The sequence below is a fragment of the Chthoniobacterales bacterium genome, assembly GCA_039930045.1.
GTDB lineage: Bacteria > Verrucomicrobiota > Verrucomicrobiia > Chthoniobacterales > DASVRZ01 > DASVRZ01.
Genome location: JBDSQB010000002.1, coordinates 14,682 through 29,913, shown reverse-complemented (window position 1 = coordinate 29,913; position 15,232 = coordinate 14,682). Strand labels below are relative to the sequence as shown.

Below are 15,232 nucleotides of genomic sequence, written 5' to 3'. Positions count from 1 at the left end.
CCGCCACCCCCCTCCCTATGCACACACACCCCGCCCAGTTTTCCTCCGCCCGCCGCGCCTTCACCGTCATGGAGCTCGTCGTCTGCATCGCCATCCTCCTCATCCTCGGTGCCATCGCCGTGCCGGTTTACAACACCATGCGCACCCGCGCCAACCACACCATCGCCACCAACAACCTCCGCCAGCTCGGCATCAGCTTCTCCCATTTCGTCAGCGAAAACGACTACGCACTACCCCAGGAAGACGCCATGGGCGGCGACACCTGGACCGCCGCCGCCGACCCTATCAACGCCAAAATCTGGTACAACGCCCTCCCCAAACTCAGCAACACTAAAGGCGTCGGCGACTACCTCGGCAGCGCCTCCAGCTTCTACCACAAAGACAACATCCTCTACCTCCCCGGTGCCAAATACCCCAATGGCGACAGCAAATTGACCGCCCCCCTCTTTGCCATCGCCATGAACTCCCGCCTCCAGCGCAAAGACCCCCTCACCGGAGTCAAAGACCCCGTGCTCGCCAACAAGATCGCCAAACCCTCCCGCACCGTCATCTTCCTCGAACGCGGCCTCAAAGGCGAGAAAGCCGCCACCAAAGCCGCCCCCAAATACGACGGACGCCCCAAGGCCAACGGACGCGCCTTCGTCGAGCGTTACTCTGGCAAAGGCGTCCTGCTCTTCGTCGATGGCCACACCGAATCCGTCCAGGCCGACGACATCATGGACGAGACCGCCCGTCTCCTCTACCCGCAGACCAACATCGTCTGGACCGCCACCGGCGAAGACGACCCGAACTGAGCGCACCTCACCAAATCACCACTCGGGCGTGCGGACGTCGGATGAATTCAATAACTCCGCCGACGAAGGTTCATCCGGCTGAGGGCGGCTTGCGCTGAGTCACCTTATACGCCGCGCCCTGCTGATCGTAGGTAATCCATTCGCCGACGGGTTCACCATCCTCGAAATGGCCCGACCGCTTCTTCGTTCCATCTTTGCGAAACCACTCCCAATATCCCACCAGCAGACCCTCCGTCTTCTGGCCGCGCGCACAGACCGTCCCGTTCTTGTGATACTCAATGTGCTCTTGCGCGGCCATGCTTCCATCGTAAAATTCAAAGGCTCCCCGGCATTTTCAAAGGCCAGAAGACCGGCAGCAACAGGATGATGACCACGGCGAGGAGCAACGTCAGGATGAGGCCGTTTTTGAGGAAGTCGGAAAATTTATATCGTCCGGGCCCGTAAACGAGGATGCACGACGGTTCGAACGGTGTGATCAACGACACGGACGCCGCCAGCATGATGGCAATGGCAAAAGTCCGTGGATTCAGCCCCATCTTTTGCGCCGTTTCGAGCGCAATCGGCAGGACGACGAGGGCCGCGGCGGCGTTCGACATCGGCTGAGTGAGGGCAATCGTTAGCAACAGAAAGCCTCCCAACACCGCCGAGGCACCGAGCGGAGCGAGCGTATGCACCACGTGAATCGCGAGAAACTCGGCGGCGCCGGTGGCTTTCATCGCCGTGCCAAAGGCAGTCATACCCCCGATCAGGATGAGCAGTTTCATGTCGAGATACTGGTAAACACGCCCGATCGGTACGCATTTCGCGAGAACCATGGCGAGGGCGGCAGCGAGGAAGGCAATCGACAGCGGCATCCAATTCATCGTTCCAGCGAGGATGGCCGCTCCAAAAATCCCGAGGGCCAGATAACCCTTCCGAGTCTGCACATGGGCCAGTTCCTTTTCCTCGAGCACAGCGAAACTCGGGTTACCCCGGATGCTGGCGATTCGTTGGGCGTCGCCCTGGACGAGCAGCGTGTCGCCGACTTCGAGACGAATCTCGGTGAGGTTTTCGTGGATCGATTTGCCCATGCGCGACAAGGCGAGCACGGTCAGTTCATACCGTTCGCGGAAACGGGCTTCCAGGATCGTTTTGCCGCGCAGATCGGAGAGCGGACTTAGAATCACTTCCGCCATGTGGAAATTTTCGCTCTCCACATCGCGATCTCCCAGCTTCAGATCGCTCCGAATCTCGATGCCCTCGATGGTTTTCACTTTCAGGAGATTGCTCACCTGACCCTCGACGAGAATGATGTCGCCTTCCTCGAAGCGGAATCCCAGCTTCGGTGCAAACGCCTCCTGGCCGCGCACAATCTTCAACACCGTAAACTTCAACACCCCGAGATCGGAGTCCCCAATCGCTTGGCCGATCAACGGCGAATGCGGCATCACCACGATCTCCGTAAGGTATTCGCGAATGTTGTAATCCTCCGTAAAATGATTCTCCCCAGCCTGCCGCACCGGCAGGAAGTGCCTGCCGATCAACATCATGTAGGCGATGCCCACGGCGATCAGCACCAGGCCGACGGGAGTGATTTCAAAAAGCCCCAGCGGCCGCATTCCCGCCCGCTGCATGTAGCCGCTCACCGCGACATTGGTCGAAGTGCCGATCAAAGTCGCCGTGCCGCCCAGCAACGACGCAAAAGCCAGCGGCAGGAGCAAACGCGACGCCGGCACGCCCGTCCGCCGGGCCACATTGATCGTCGGATTCAGAAACATCGCCGTCACCGTCGTATTATTCATAAACGCCGACATCGCGCTCACCGTCCCCATCAACATCAGGAGCAGGCGATTCTCGCTACCCCCCGCGAAGCGCGCCAGACGTCCGCCAATCTCATCGAGCACACCCGTCTCCTGCAAAGCGCCGCCGATCACAAATATGGACGCCAGAATGATAATGATGTCGTCGCTAAAACCCGCAAACGCCTGACTCGGAGTCAGGATTCCGGCCGTCACCAACACCACCAGCATCGACAGAGTCACCACATCGACGGGAATTTTCTCCAGCGAAAACAAGCCCACCGCCAGCAGCAACAGCCCCAGGACCAGACCCATCTGAAAGGTAAAAGGAAGCAGCGCCAGTAACATGGGCTCATCAAAGAACGGAACCCCGACCCTTGGAAAGACGGAAATCCCCGGTCCCGCATGTCTCCGACCCGGAGGATGGCCGCGACACGAATGCGCATGGCCTCGCGCCTCTCCACAACGTCACGCTGCGCCTTTTGATTTATTTTTTCGGGAAATGACCTTTGTTTCTTGACCATTCCCCTGCAAAACACTCCACTCGCGGGCGAATGGAAGCGCCTGCGTCGTTGTCGTGCCGGACTTCACTCATCCTGCGGCACCGCAGATTGGGCGCGGCTCACCGACCTTGGACGACGCTGGCGGCGGCCAGTTGGAAACGACTCGCCACCATTTCGACGCGACCCGCTTTCAGCCAGATGGGCAACGCTTCCCGCCCAACGCGACCCGCTTTCACCTCCAGCCGAGCCGATGCCGCGCTATTCCCGGTCGCTGGATCGATAACCGGCGTAGCCGGAACCATAGCACGCGTCGCTGCAACGATAACGCACGTCGCTGGAGCGATAGTTGCCGGCGTTGGAGCCATAACTGTCGTCGCTGCCACGCTAATCCGAGTCGATTCGGCCTAATTTTCGTCGATGGAAGACTAATTCACCTCATTTCCGCCTAACTCCTGTCCAAACCACTCCAACAACACCAACCAACACATCATTATGTCCGATACCACTCCAACTCCAACGCCCGCCCCAGCCACCACCCGCGGCCCTCGCGGATTCATCAGCCAAAGCCTCGAAGACGACATCACCCTCGCCGACGATTGCGGGCAAGAGGCCGCCAAGCCCGACATCGCCGCCGCGCTCGACATCCGCGAGTGGAGCGCCGCTGACCAAGCCCTCCTCACCGCCTCGCTCGGCGTCTGCACCGGCTACAAAGCCCGCATCAAAGAACTCCGCACCGGCAAACTCACCCGCACCGCCGAGGAGGAAACCGCCCGCACCGCCATCGTTCACGCCCTCGACCCCATCCTGAAAGGCGCCCGCCGCACCCACGCCAGCGGCAGCGCCGAGCGCAAAGCCTACGGCATCGGCGAAGCCATCTCCAGCCACAGCACCCAGGAACTCCTCGACCTCGCCGCCTACGCCTTTGGCCAACTCAGCGCAGGTCCCGGCGGCGCCGCGCCCAAGGATAAACTGAAAGGCGTGCTCCCCGCCGAAATCACCGCCCTCGACACCCTGCGCATCACCTATCAAGGAGCGAATTGGGCCCAAGGCGACGCCGAGACCCAAGCCGTCGCCCTCCTCGCCTTGTTAAAGAAAGAAATCCTCGAAGTGCTCAACCCGCTGCGACGCGACCTCCAAGGCACCGCCGACCAAGCTTACACCCACCGCGACCCCCTAAACGCCGCCCAGCGGACAGCGTTTGGTTTGCAGGCCGACCGGCCTTTGGTGGATTAGGATTCACACAATAAAAATGACTACCGAATTTCACCTCTATCGAGCTAAATTTATACGTCCGGCTCAAACCTCTTTTTTGTATGACGAGCTAACAACTAGTGATCTTTTTATTAGTTCATTACAGACGAAGCCGTATGCCGCATATAGGAAGTCTTATACCTGGCATATTGCGAATCTACTAGAGTTCAGCGCGTTGACTGGCGTTTTCAGGATAGGTCGCAATAGTCCTACATCTATTCCCAGATTAGATATCGCCTCGGGTGATTTTGTAGATACTGAGTCGGAGACTAGTCCTAACACAGAAGTAATCTATGATGCCCAACTAGGAATTGTAGCAATCCGGAAGGAGAGTGACTTAACGGGAACGACAGCAGAAGTAGCCAGCAAGATCGCAAAATTGCTAGGCCAAACAGATGTTATTATGCGAAATGAGGTCGATGTAAAAGTTGATCCGATCCCTGATCCAAGTGACTTTATCTCACGACTGAACGATGCGAATGCTATTAAGAAGTTTACAGCATGGTTTACAGGTCCGAACCCATTCGATGCAGACGAGTTATTTCAGAAGCCATTGTCTGTGTATCTTAATGCGGCAAATGGGACATACGGTGAGGCGACTATACAAGGTTCTCACCTCAATCCTGAGGTCGTTAAAGAGGTGGCGAGAAGCACAGCTGCAACAGGCAATAAGGCATCAGCCCGAATACAAGAAGAAGCCGGCAAGCGCACGATTAGGATCAACTTATCAGGTGATCCAGTAAAATTAGTCTATGAAAAGACGGCTGTAGACTTGAAAACAGTATTAAGCGATGCCCAAGGAGAATATGAAAGGGTAAGGCATGACTCAGATAGATTTACTTAGCCCCGAAGATGTGATCAGCCAGCTGAATGAGCTGCCTAATTCCTATATATTTAGAGGCCAGGCATCAGCGCATTGGAATCTTGAATCTTCATTAGAGAGGCTTTTAGGAGATAACTGGTCTTCCGTTAGAGCCAGACAGTTTGAGGATTTCGCGCTTCAACGTTTTCGTTCAAAATTCCATCTCTATGACGGAGAGAATATAGAACCAACATCTCGCCTGGCTTGGCTATCACTCATGCAGCATTACGGTGCACCGACCCGTTTGATTGATTTTACTGAAAGCCCTTTCGTCGCTCTTTACTTTGCTATGGAGTCAATAAGTCCTACTGAACTACAGACTAATAAAGGTTCAAGTATGGCTATCTTTGCGTTGGATTACTCAAAAATGATGGATGCCTCTATAGACTTCATTAAGAATAACGATGCTAAGTTTCTTGAATCGAGAGAATCATTGCAATTGAAACAAGATACGGTATTCGACGACATTGTTGATCCGCATTCATACAAGATCGCTTGGGCTACAGAGCCGCAAAGAATAAATAAGCGGTTAGACCGGCAATCGGGATGCTTTTTAGTTTCAGGAGATCGAGCAAGCAAGATAGAAGAAATACTTACCTCGAGAATCTACAACGAGATCAATCTAACTAAGTTTATTATTCCATTCACGCTATACGACAACTTGTTTGCTCTGCTGAGAAAAATGAATCTTAACAGCAAAAGTCTCTACGGAGATTTGCAGGGTTTATGTAAGTCTATTCGAATGGAGTTACAGGTATACGCCTCTTAAATGTAATTTAACGCCCCTTCTGATCCCCGTGGCAGACCATGTCGATGACTACGGTGCTAGCTAGAATGAGGACGGCGTCTGCTTCGTCGGCGATCTCGACGCCGTAGCTGTCGCGCAGGGTGAACCATTTCTTGGAGACTTCGGCGACCTGTCTCGATCCGCAACTGAAGGTGTAGGCGTGATCCATGAAGTCGCCTTGCGCCTCCAAATCGTCGGGGCCTTCCACATCGACGGTGAAACGGCAGCGGAAAAGGGTGAAGATTTCTTTCTTCACCACGGCAACGAGCGTGCCATCGCGGTGAATCTCGTAGGTGGGTCCCCAGGCGAAGAGTTTTTGCCGGATGAAGGCGAGTTCGCGACCGGCCATGTCGAGGAAAGAGAGTTTGTCGCCGAAGCTAAAGGCTTTGCCATCGACGAGATAGACGTCCTCGCCCGCCTCATTGCGGATGGTGAAGTCGTCGCCGAGGCAGAAGAGTTTTTGAGTCATCAAGTAGCGCATGGGAGCAAACTAAATGACGAGTCGCAGAGGCTGCGAACCTATTCCATCGAGTGCAGCCCGAACATATTGCCATCGGGGTCGGTGACGAGAGCGATGTGACCGTAGTCGCCGATGGAGAATTTTTCGCGGACGACTTGTCCTCCGGCGGGAGTGACGCGGGCCGACTCGACGGCGCAGTCATCGCATTTGAAGTAGATGATGGTGCCGCCGATGCCGGAGTCTTTGTCGGCCATCTGGACGAGGGCGCCGGTCGCTCCGGGCTCGGTGTGGTCCATGGGGAAGGCGGCCATTTCCAGCCCCGGCATCGGGGTGGGGAGGGGACTGAGGGTGGTGCCGAGCACGCGCTCGTAGAAGGCGCGGGCGCGGGGGAGGTCTTGCACGTAGATTTCGAACCAGCCAACGGGATTGTTTTTCATGGGAGTAGGGGTGTTATTGGAGACGCAAATCGGATACGTGTGGGAGGCGGAGTCTGTTTGCAAGAAAAGCAGCGACGTGGCGAGAGCTTTGCACCTTGCCTTGACGGACTACTTGGGAGCCCTATGAATTCACCTTCACGGTTCGTCCTTGCGCTGGAATTGACGGACCGGGCAGCGGGAGTTAAAGGAAGAGTGTCATGAACGCACGAAAGTTAGAGGAATTGATTGTGCATCTCGCCTCTCATCCCGGGGTGAAGGATCTCGGGCCGACAAAGCTTTGGAAGCTCATCTATTTCATTGATGCCCAAGCGCTCCGAGACCTCGGTGAGCCTGTGACGGATTCGGAGTTTATCAAATACCAACATGGTCCGGTGCCAAGCCGTGGAGAAAAGCATTTGAAGAAACTCTTGGAAAGCGGTGACGTGACGACGACGCGAGCCAAGGTGGGGAGTATGACGCTAAACAAGGTTCACGCGCAGAGAGAGCCTGAAATGGATGTTTTCGAAAGTGCAGAGGCGACTTTGATCGAAAGCATCTGCAAAAAGCTGGGAGGGAAGAGCGCGACAGTATTATCGAATTTGAGCCACTTGGAGCCTTCCTGGCATTACGCGGAAATGCGCGAAAAGCTTTCTCCGGAACTGATTGCCTATGGGCATAAAGAAGATCCGGAAGGCTTGTAACATGGATGTCCGGTTCCACTGCACGAAACGCGTGCGGCATTCGGGAAGGAAGTCGAAGCACCGGGTTTTGGAGGGCTGCCCGGTTGTATTGCAAGCTCTCCGGCTGAACCCCTACTATGGTCTCGCCATTCCCGGCTTTCATCAGCTTCGTAAGATGCGCCTGCGGGCTCCTGGCCTGAATGTGGGCAAGAGTGGCGGCTATCGGCTGATCTATAGAGTCGAAGAAATGGATGAGGCGCTCTATCTTATATTTCTCGAGACCTATTTCAAAGGAGATCGGGACGATCTAACTCGGCAGGATTACAAGGCTCTGGAGGCGGATGCGGAAAATATCCTCTCACAACCGATGCAGTTCGATTGGGAGTAAGGAATCATCGGGTTGGCGGAAGTGATGCGGGGTTGCATGGACCTCCAGCCCTGAAGTAATGCTCTGCGGATGAGTATTTCTGCTGCTGCAAATTCGCTGGGTCAATTGCTTCTTACTGGAGTGCCGGGGACGGTGCTCGATGCCGAGACGGCGGCGGTGTTTCGGCGGATTCAGCCGGGCGGATATATTTTGTTTGGTCGCAATATCGAGTCGGCGGTGCAGTTGCGGAAATTGATCGACGACCTGCGCGACCTCGCGGCGGAGGCGGGTCACGTGCCAATCATCACCATCGACCAGGAGGGCGGGCGGGTGTCGCGGCTGAAATTGCTCGGGGCCGAGCCGCCCAATGCGGTGCAACTCCGCGACAAAGACGACCTCGGGCTGATTGCGCGTCATGGTCGGATCACCGGCGACCTGCTGCGGCTCTTCGGGTTCAATCTCGATCTCTGTCCGGTGCTGGATATTTCGTTCGATGACGAGGCAGACAACTCCCTGCGCGGACGTTGCTACGGGCGTACGGTGGCGGAGGTGATCGCGAAGGCGGGCGAGTTTAATTCCGCTCTGCGCGGCACGGGGATTCTGAGTTGCGGGAAACATTTCCCCGGCTACGCGGCGGCGGCGGTGGATGCGCATCACGAGCTGCCCGTGATCGGGCGTTCGCGGGCCGAGTTGGATGCGACTGAACTGGCGATCTTCCGTCATTTCGCACCGACGGTGGACTCGATGATGATCTGCCACGCGTGGTATCCGGCGATCGACGCGGAACGCGTGCCGGCGTCATTGAGTGCTAATGCGATCACGCAAATCCTCCGGCGCGAGCACGGTTTCACGGGCTTGATCATGACCGACGACCTCGACATGGGAGCGATTCTGAACGAATACGGCCTCGCCGAAACGATCCGGCGCGCCCTCACCGCTGGCAACGATCTGGCCATGATTTGTCACCGGCTGGAGACGGTGGCTGAGGCGCACACCATTCTGCAAACCCTCGACCGCGCCGTGCTCGACCGCGCACTGGAAAACGTCGCCGCCTTCCAGACGACACTGGCACCGCCCACGGAGTTCAGCCTCTGCGCGCACGCCGAACTGGACGACGAGGTGCGGCAGTTGCGCGTCGATGTGCTGGGGAAGGGCGAGGCCGACACGCGGAGTCCCGAGGATGGCAAACGCTCGCCGGTGGAAGTGTATTAAGTTTTTTGGTTTTCTGATTCGAGTTCCATCCGTATCTTAGCCGCCCATGTTACCTGAGATCGAACAACTCCTCGTCCTGCAAGATCGCGACCAGAAAATCAAGGCCTTTCGCGATGAACTCACCCGCGGTCCGCTGGAAAAACAACGCATCGCCGACGACCTCGCCCGCGCCACCGCCGACCACGAAAAGGCACGCGCCACGTTGCAGGAACTCGAGATTCGCAAGAAGAAGCTGGAGCTCGACGCGCAGGCCAAGCGCGACTCGATTGCGAAGTTTAAGAACCAGCAATTTCAGACGCGCAAGAACGAGGAATTTCAGGCGTTGAGCCATGAGATCGCGCGTTACGAGAAAGACATCGTCGCGCTGGAAGACACCGAGATCGAGATTATGGAAGGCATCGAGCAGCAAAAGGCGGCGCTCGTTTCCAGCGACGCGAAATTTGCCGAGGCGAAGCGGATCGCTACCGAACGCACGAAGACCGTGGAGGAGCGCACGGCTAGCATCGGAGGCCGCATCGGCGCAATCGAGGCGGAGCGCGCAGCTCTGGCGGCGGCGTTTCCGGACGAGGATTTGCTGGATCTTTACAACCGCATCTTTGTCAAAAAACTCGGCACGGCGGTGGTCACGCTCGACCACGAGACCTGCGGCGGCTGCCACATGAAAGTGACGCCACAAATCGTTCACGCCGTGCGCGGTCAGAAAGTGCTCACCTCCTGCGAGCAATGCGGACGCATTCTTTATCCGGGCGAGTAGGGCGCCTCTTCCGCGAAATTTCTGTAATGTTCCCCGGCGTTTCCCTCTAAAAGGAGTGGAAACCCATGCCTTCTCCTGACCGAGCCGATATTTTTGTAACGACCCGCTGGACGGCTGTGGTGACGGCTGGGCGCTCGGACACGGAGCGCGCGCAGGTCGCGATGGCCGAGTTGTGCCAGACGTATTGGTATCCGCTCTATGCCTACGTGCGGCGGCGAGGCCACGGTGCGGAGGATGCCGAGGACCTCACCCAGGGTTTCTTTGAGCGGCTCCTGCGGCTGGAGTCGGTGAAGTCTGTGGCGCGGGAGAATGGGAAATTTCGCGCCTTCCTGCTGGCGTCGATGAACCATTATCTGGCCGACGAATGGGACAAGGCCACGGCTGGGAAACGTTCCATTCAGCGCACGATCTCGCTGGATGCGGAGCGCGCGGAAAATCGTTATCAATGCGAGCCGGTGGACCACATGACCCCGCAGCGGTTGTTCGAGCGGCAATGGGCGATGACGCTGCTCGATACGGTGGTGCGGCGGCTGTGCGCGGAGTATGCCGACTCGGGTCGCGGCGATTTGTTCATGACCCTGCGATTGACCATCACCAGCGGGGAAAATGCCCAGCCGTATGCCGTTCTCGCCGAGAAACTGAAAATCTCCGAGGAAGCAGTCCGCGTGGCGGTGCATCGGCTGCGGAAACGCTACCGGGTGCTCCTGCGCGAGGAAATTTCCCAAACCGTGACTGGCGAAGCGGGCGAGTCAGCTATCACAGAGGAACTGGAATATCTCCGAAATATTCTTTCCTCGTAGAAAGCCTGTAACATTCTTCCCGGAATGTCTCTGAACGCAGCAAGACCATGAATACAGAAACTTGCCCACAATGCGGAAAACCTCTCGCCACCGACGCCCTGATGGGGCTTTGCCCGGAGTGCCTGGTGCGTTCCGGCTTCGCCACGCTTACCGGTGATACGAATGAAACTCGCCCCTTCGAGCCGCCGACGCCGGAGGAACTGGGCGCGCGTTTTCCAGAGCTGGAGATTCTGGCATTGCTCGGACGTGGCGGAATGGGCGCGGTTTATCAGGCTCGCCAGAAGCGGCTGGACCGGGTGGTGGCGTTAAAAATCCTGCCACCGCGAGTGGATCAGGATCCGTCGTTCGCAGCGCGCTTCGAGCGGGAGGCGCGGGCGCTCGCGAAGCTGCACCATCCGCACATCGTCTCGCTCCATGAATTCGGCGAGGCCGACGGCCTGTTTTATTTCATCATGGAATACGTCGATGGCGTGAACCTGCGGCAGTTGCTCAACGCGGGCCGCATCGCACCCAGCGAGGCGCTGGCCATCGTTCCGCAGATCTGCGAGGCGCTGCAATTTGCCCACGACCGGGGCATCGTTCATCGCGACATCAAACCCGAGAACATTCTGCTCAACCAGGCGGGCCAGGTGAAGATCGCCGACTTCGGCGTCGCCAAGATGGTCGCAGGCGAGTGGCATTCGACTGACACTCCGCTCGCTGCCGAAGGCCAGACCGAGGCGGGAAAAATCATCGGCACCCCGAGCTACATGGCCCCGGAGCAGATGTCGCATCCGCAGGACGTGGACAACCGGGCCGACATCTACGCGCTCGGCGTGGTCTTTTACCAGATGCTCACTGGAGAGCTGCCCAATGGAAAAATCGAGCCGCCCTCGCGCAAAGTGCAGATCGACGTGCGGCTCGACGAAATCGTGCTTCGTGCCTTGGAGCAAAATCCCGAACTCCGCTACCAGGAGATCAGCGTTTTCAAGACGCAGGTGGAGACAATCGCGGCGACGCCGGAAACTGCGCCTCCATCAGCAGCGGATGAGTCCGGTCGTTCGCCATCGCCGCTGCATCAGCAAATCTGGGCGAACATGGACGCGGGCGAAAAACGCGAGATGACGATGCGGAATGTGATGTTCGCGATTTGGAATTCGGCCACATGGTTCGCGCCGATACTGATCATTTTCACCACGCATGGCGGGGCTCGCTGGCTCTACGCCGCGCTGACTCTCGCCCTCGGCCTGGCCGGGAATCCGGTCTGGCGGAAGATATTGAGGGAAGGGCTTTCCTCCACGAAATGGGCACAGGAAAACAGAGTCACTGCTGCGCGGCTCAAAGAGTCGTTCAAGGCCAGCCAGCCGCCGCGCTGGACGTATGTCGTTGGAGGCATGGTGTTCGTCGGAGCGATGTTTTTCTTCGATTTCGGTATCGAGCCGCACACGCACTGGTCCAAGCCTGTTTCCGTGACGATGGGGTTTCTCACCGTGTTCAGCCTGACGACGTTGTGTAGTTTTCTGGTTGACCGTTTCCGCAAAGGCGCACGCACCGGAAACACCGCGTCGCGTTTCTCGCGCACAGCAATCTTCGGCGCGTGCTGGCCATTTCTCGTCTTCGTCATTCTCGTCTTGCTGGCATCCCCGCTCACCGGGCTGGAAACCGATCCGGCGATCAAGTTATCCATTATTTTGTCGGTCATCGGCACCACGAACTTCGGCTGGATCGCCGTTTCACAAATCCGCAACTCCGCCGGCCGATTGCATGGAATGTGGCTTGCCGTTGTCGATGGATTATTGCCGCCGCTGCTCACGCTCGACACGTATGTCGGCATTGCGCTTCATCGGCGCGACTCCATTGAGACGCTTGCCAACGCTCTGGTGGGACAGGTGGACGTCACGCTCTATGTCGCAACTTATAATGCGCTGGTCCTGCTGACGCTCGCCATTGTGATCGGCGCGAATGTGCTCATCGCACGAAAAGTCTGGTGCGCGTTGAATCCGCGGACGATCTCCACGCAGCCGGATGTGAAGCCGCTGGCTTACATGGCGCTGTTCTTCGGAGTGCTCAGCAACTTGATTCCGATGATTTTCTATTGGAATGCGCGCGCCATCCCATGGATCACGCCGCAGTTTCAAGAAGCCATGCTCGGGCTCACGCTGGTCCTTGCGGCTCTTGCGATCATCCTCGGCAGCCTGTCGCGAGCCTCACGCGCTGGCTGGACCGCGCTCGTGCTCGGCGGCATCAGCATGGTCATTTGGATGTTGTGTTTTATCGGGGGACTCGTTTCTGAAAATGGAACCGCGTCGAACCAGCGCGAGCCAGCCAGCCGAAGCTGGATCGTGGACGACATCGCCCGAAAGCTCGCGACGCGCGACGAACTCATCGCGAAGATCACCGAGGGCGAGCCACGCGCCAGTGCCTCGCTCAGCGCCCATCTGCACGAGCTGGCGCAGTTCACACCCGCCACGCTCAGCGAACTTTCGCAGCGGGAATCTGCGCGAAATCAAGCGTTGGGAGTCTGGGCCGATGTCGGGACTTTGCAGGAACTGCACTTGCAGCAAAGCGGGGAGTTGTTCATTCAAAACGACATGATTCGTCACGACCTGCGGACCTTTGGCGAACGCTTTCTGCCCGCCAAAAAGCAAGCTGAGCAGGACGTGCAGCTCACCGTGCTGGCCGGCAAAACCACTGCCGCCCTCACGCAAGTCGAGAGAAACGACAACGTGAGCCGCGAGCATCTCAACAGCACGACCAATGACTTTATCGAGCTGCTGGCATCTTGGCAGGACGTCCCGCAGCGCGACGCGAAAGTGCAAAAGCTCGTGGCCATTTTTGCCGATGAAGAAAGAAAGCGTGCCGAGATCTCGGAACAACACAGGCAAGCCGCCACAACTCAAAGCGCGCTTGGTCAGTTGGAAAAAGAATATCTTCATCCCTAATCCGCTCGGCACTCAGCTCCTCTGGAAGGGTGGACCCGCAAAGTTCCTCGTTCAGCCACCGAGCATGTGCTCGCAGGCTTCGCCGTCGGTTTTTTATTTCTGCTTCCGGCGAAGTGTGTTTCCTTTAACTCCCCATGTCCCAAACTGCCATTACACCCACACGCGCCGCTGATTTTCCAGAGTGGTATCAACAAGTCGTTCGTGCCGCCCAGATGGCGGAAAACTCCGACGTGCGCGGCGCCATGGTCATCAAGCCCTGGGGCTACGGACTTTGGGAGCAAATGCAGCGCGCGCTCGATGGAATGTTCAAGGCCACGGGACATCAAAATGCCTATTTCCCGCTCTTCATCCCGCTCAGTTACCTCGAAAAAGAGGCCGCGCACGTCGAGGGTTTTGCCAAGGAATGCGCCGTCGTCACGCATCATAGATTGGAATTGAACTCCGATGGAAAACTGGTGCCCGCCGGCCCGCTGACGGAGCCGCTCGTCGTTCGTCCGACTTCCGAAACCATCATCGGTGCGACCTACGCGAAATGGGTCCAGTCGTGGCGCGATCTGCCGATCCTTATCAATCAATGGGCCAACGTCGTTCGTTGGGAAATGCGCCCGCGCTTGTTCCTGCGCACCACCGAATTCTTGTGGCAGGAAGGCCACACCGCACACGAAACGGCGGATGAAGCCATCGAAGAAACAGACAAGATGTTAGGTGTCTATGAGACGTTTGCTCGCGATTGGTTAGCATTGCCCGTTTGTCCCGGCGAGAAATCGGCCAACGAGCGTTTCCCCGGCGCGGTGCGCACTTACACCATCGAATGCATGGTGCAGGATCGGAAGGCGATCCAAGCCGGCACGTCGCATTTTCTCGGGCAGAATTTTGCCAAGGCGAGCGGCATCAAATTTCAGTCCCGCGAGGGAAAAGAGGAGCACGCCTGGACCACGAGCTGGGGTGTTAGTACCCGCATGATCGGCACGCTGCTCATGGCGCACGGCGACGACGATGGAGCCGTCCTGCCGCCGCGCATCGCGCCGAGTCAGATCGTTATCCTGCCCGTCACGCCGAAGGAAGAAACGAAGGCCGCCGTGCTGGAAGCCTGCGAAAAGCTCGCCGCCGAACTCCGCGCCCAATCCTACGCTGGCGAGCCCATTCGAGTGGAACTCGACAAGCGCGATCTCCCCGGCGGCACGAAGAATTGGGAGTGGATCAAAAAGGGAATCCCGATTCGAATCGAAGTCGGCCCGCGCGATCTGGAGAAGGGAACCGCGGCTGTCAGCCGGCGCGACATGGGAGTGAAAGAGAAATCATTTCCAACGCTCGCGGATCTGGTTGCTAACATTGGCGCAACGCTGACTAACATTCAGTCGAATCTCTTCACCAAGGCCGAGACTTTCCGCAATGCTAACATGCAAGTGTTAGACACGAAGGAAGCCTTCTACGACTACTTTAAGGCCGACGACGGCGGCGGTTTCGCGCTCGCCCATTGGAATGGAAGTCCGGTCGTCGAGGAGCAGATCAAGAACGACTTGAAAGTCACCATCCGCTGCATTCCGTTTGCCCGCGACTACTTCACGCCGGAACCGGGGACGTGCATTTTCACCGGCGAACCCAGCGCCCAGCGCGTGATCTTCGCCAGGTCCTACTAACTGCGAA

The 15,232-nt window shown here is 57.6% G+C and carries 15 protein-coding genes; 11 read left to right on the top strand and 4 right to left on the bottom strand.

What is annotated here, in order from left to right; all coding sequences use genetic code 11:
* Nucleotides 1-17: 17 nt before the first annotated feature.
* Nucleotides 18-794, top strand: a complete 777-nt coding sequence (locus tag ABIT76_00340) for a prepilin-type N-terminal cleavage/methylation domain-containing protein (protein ID MEO7931582.1) — start codon at nt 18-20, stop codon at nt 792-794.
* Nucleotides 795-864: 70 nt separating this feature from the next.
* On the opposite strand, the gene ABIT76_00335 is transcribed toward ABIT76_00340, so the two are convergent.
* Both ABIT76_00335 and ABIT76_00330 read right to left on the bottom strand, forming a co-directional pair.
* Nucleotides 865-1,092 (bottom strand): hypothetical protein, encoded by a 228-nt coding sequence (locus tag ABIT76_00335; protein ID MEO7931581.1) that lies wholly within the window; start codon nt 1,090-1,092, stop codon nt 865-867.
* A 16-nt stretch (nt 1,093-1,108) separates the two neighbouring features.
* Nucleotides 1,109-2,920 (bottom strand): SLC13 family permease, encoded by a 1,812-nt coding sequence (locus ABIT76_00330; protein MEO7931580.1) that lies wholly within the window; start codon nt 2,918-2,920, stop codon nt 1,109-1,111.
* Between the two features lie 647 nt (nt 2,921-3,567).
* Here ABIT76_00330 and ABIT76_00325 point away from each other — a divergent pair.
* Genes ABIT76_00325 through ABIT76_00315 form a run of 3 tightly spaced genes read left to right on the top strand, consistent with a single transcriptional unit; the run spans nt 3,568 to nt 5,957 of the window.
* The gene (locus ABIT76_00325; GenBank protein MEO7931579.1) at nt 3,568-4,308 is read left to right on the top strand and encodes a hypothetical protein; all 741 of its coding nucleotides are present in this window, start codon (nt 3,568-3,570) and stop codon (nt 4,306-4,308) included.
* A gap of 16 nt (nt 4,309-4,324) precedes the next feature.
* Nucleotides 4,325-5,170 carry a hypothetical protein gene (locus ABIT76_00320; protein ID MEO7931578.1) on the top strand — a complete coding sequence of 282 codons (846 nt, stop codon included), beginning with the start codon at nt 4,325-4,327 and terminating at the stop codon, nt 5,168-5,170.
* A complete protein-coding gene (locus ABIT76_00315) occupies nt 5,148-5,957 on the top strand; it encodes an FRG domain-containing protein (protein MEO7931577.1) in 810 nt (269 codons plus the stop codon). Before ABIT76_00320 ends, ABIT76_00315 begins: the two co-directional genes overlap by 23 nt.
* Before the next feature lie 7 nt (nt 5,958-5,964).
* Here the strand turns inward: ABIT76_00315 and ABIT76_00310 are convergent, their stop codons facing one another.
* Together ABIT76_00310 and ABIT76_00305 are read right to left on the bottom strand one after the other, a co-directional pair.
* Nucleotides 5,965-6,456 carry an LURP-one-related family protein gene (locus ABIT76_00310; GenBank protein MEO7931576.1) on the bottom strand — a complete coding sequence of 164 codons (492 nt, stop codon included), beginning with the start codon at nt 6,454-6,456 and terminating at the stop codon, nt 5,965-5,967.
* A 38-nt stretch (nt 6,457-6,494) separates the two neighbouring features.
* A complete protein-coding gene (locus ABIT76_00305; GenBank protein ID MEO7931575.1) occupies nt 6,495-6,872 on the bottom strand; it encodes a VOC family protein in 378 nt (125 codons plus the stop codon).
* A 197-nt stretch (nt 6,873-7,069) separates the two neighbouring features.
* Here ABIT76_00305 and ABIT76_00300 point away from each other — a divergent pair, with 197 nt between their 5' ends.
* The 7 genes from ABIT76_00300 to proS all read left to right on the top strand — a co-directional run bounded on the left by ABIT76_00300 (nt 7,070) and on the right by proS (nt 15,225).
* Nucleotides 7,070-7,552 (top strand): Panacea domain-containing protein, encoded by a 483-nt coding sequence (locus tag ABIT76_00300; protein ID MEO7931574.1) that lies wholly within the window; start codon nt 7,070-7,072, stop codon nt 7,550-7,552.
* A gap of 1 nt (nt 7,553) precedes the next feature.
* The gene (locus ABIT76_00295) at nt 7,554-7,919 is read left to right on the top strand and encodes a hypothetical protein (GenBank protein MEO7931573.1); all 366 of its coding nucleotides are present in this window, start codon (nt 7,554-7,556) and stop codon (nt 7,917-7,919) included.
* Nucleotides 7,920-7,988: 69 nt separating this feature from the next.
* Nucleotides 7,989-9,110, top strand: coding sequence for a glycoside hydrolase family 3 N-terminal domain-containing protein (locus ABIT76_00290; GenBank protein ID MEO7931572.1), 1,122 nt, complete (start codon nt 7,989-7,991; stop codon nt 9,108-9,110).
* A gap of 46 nt (nt 9,111-9,156) precedes the next feature.
* The gene (locus ABIT76_00285; GenBank protein ID MEO7931571.1) at nt 9,157-9,864 is read left to right on the top strand and encodes a C4-type zinc ribbon domain-containing protein; all 708 of its coding nucleotides are present in this window, start codon (nt 9,157-9,159) and stop codon (nt 9,862-9,864) included.
* Between the two features lie 65 nt (nt 9,865-9,929).
* A complete protein-coding gene (locus ABIT76_00280; protein MEO7931570.1) occupies nt 9,930-10,664 on the top strand; it encodes a sigma-70 family RNA polymerase sigma factor in 735 nt (244 codons plus the stop codon).
* 47 nt (nt 10,665-10,711) lie between these two features.
* Complete coding sequence (locus ABIT76_00275) at nt 10,712-13,585, top strand: bifunctional serine/threonine protein kinase/MFS transporter (GenBank protein ID MEO7931569.1); 2,874 nt, start codon at nt 10,712-10,714, stop codon at nt 13,583-13,585.
* A 134-nt stretch (nt 13,586-13,719) separates the two neighbouring features.
* Nucleotides 13,720-15,225 (top strand): proline--tRNA ligase, encoded by a 1,506-nt coding sequence (gene proS, locus ABIT76_00270; GenBank protein MEO7931568.1) that lies wholly within the window; start codon nt 13,720-13,722, stop codon nt 15,223-15,225.
* Nucleotides 15,226-15,232 lie beyond the last annotated feature (7 nt).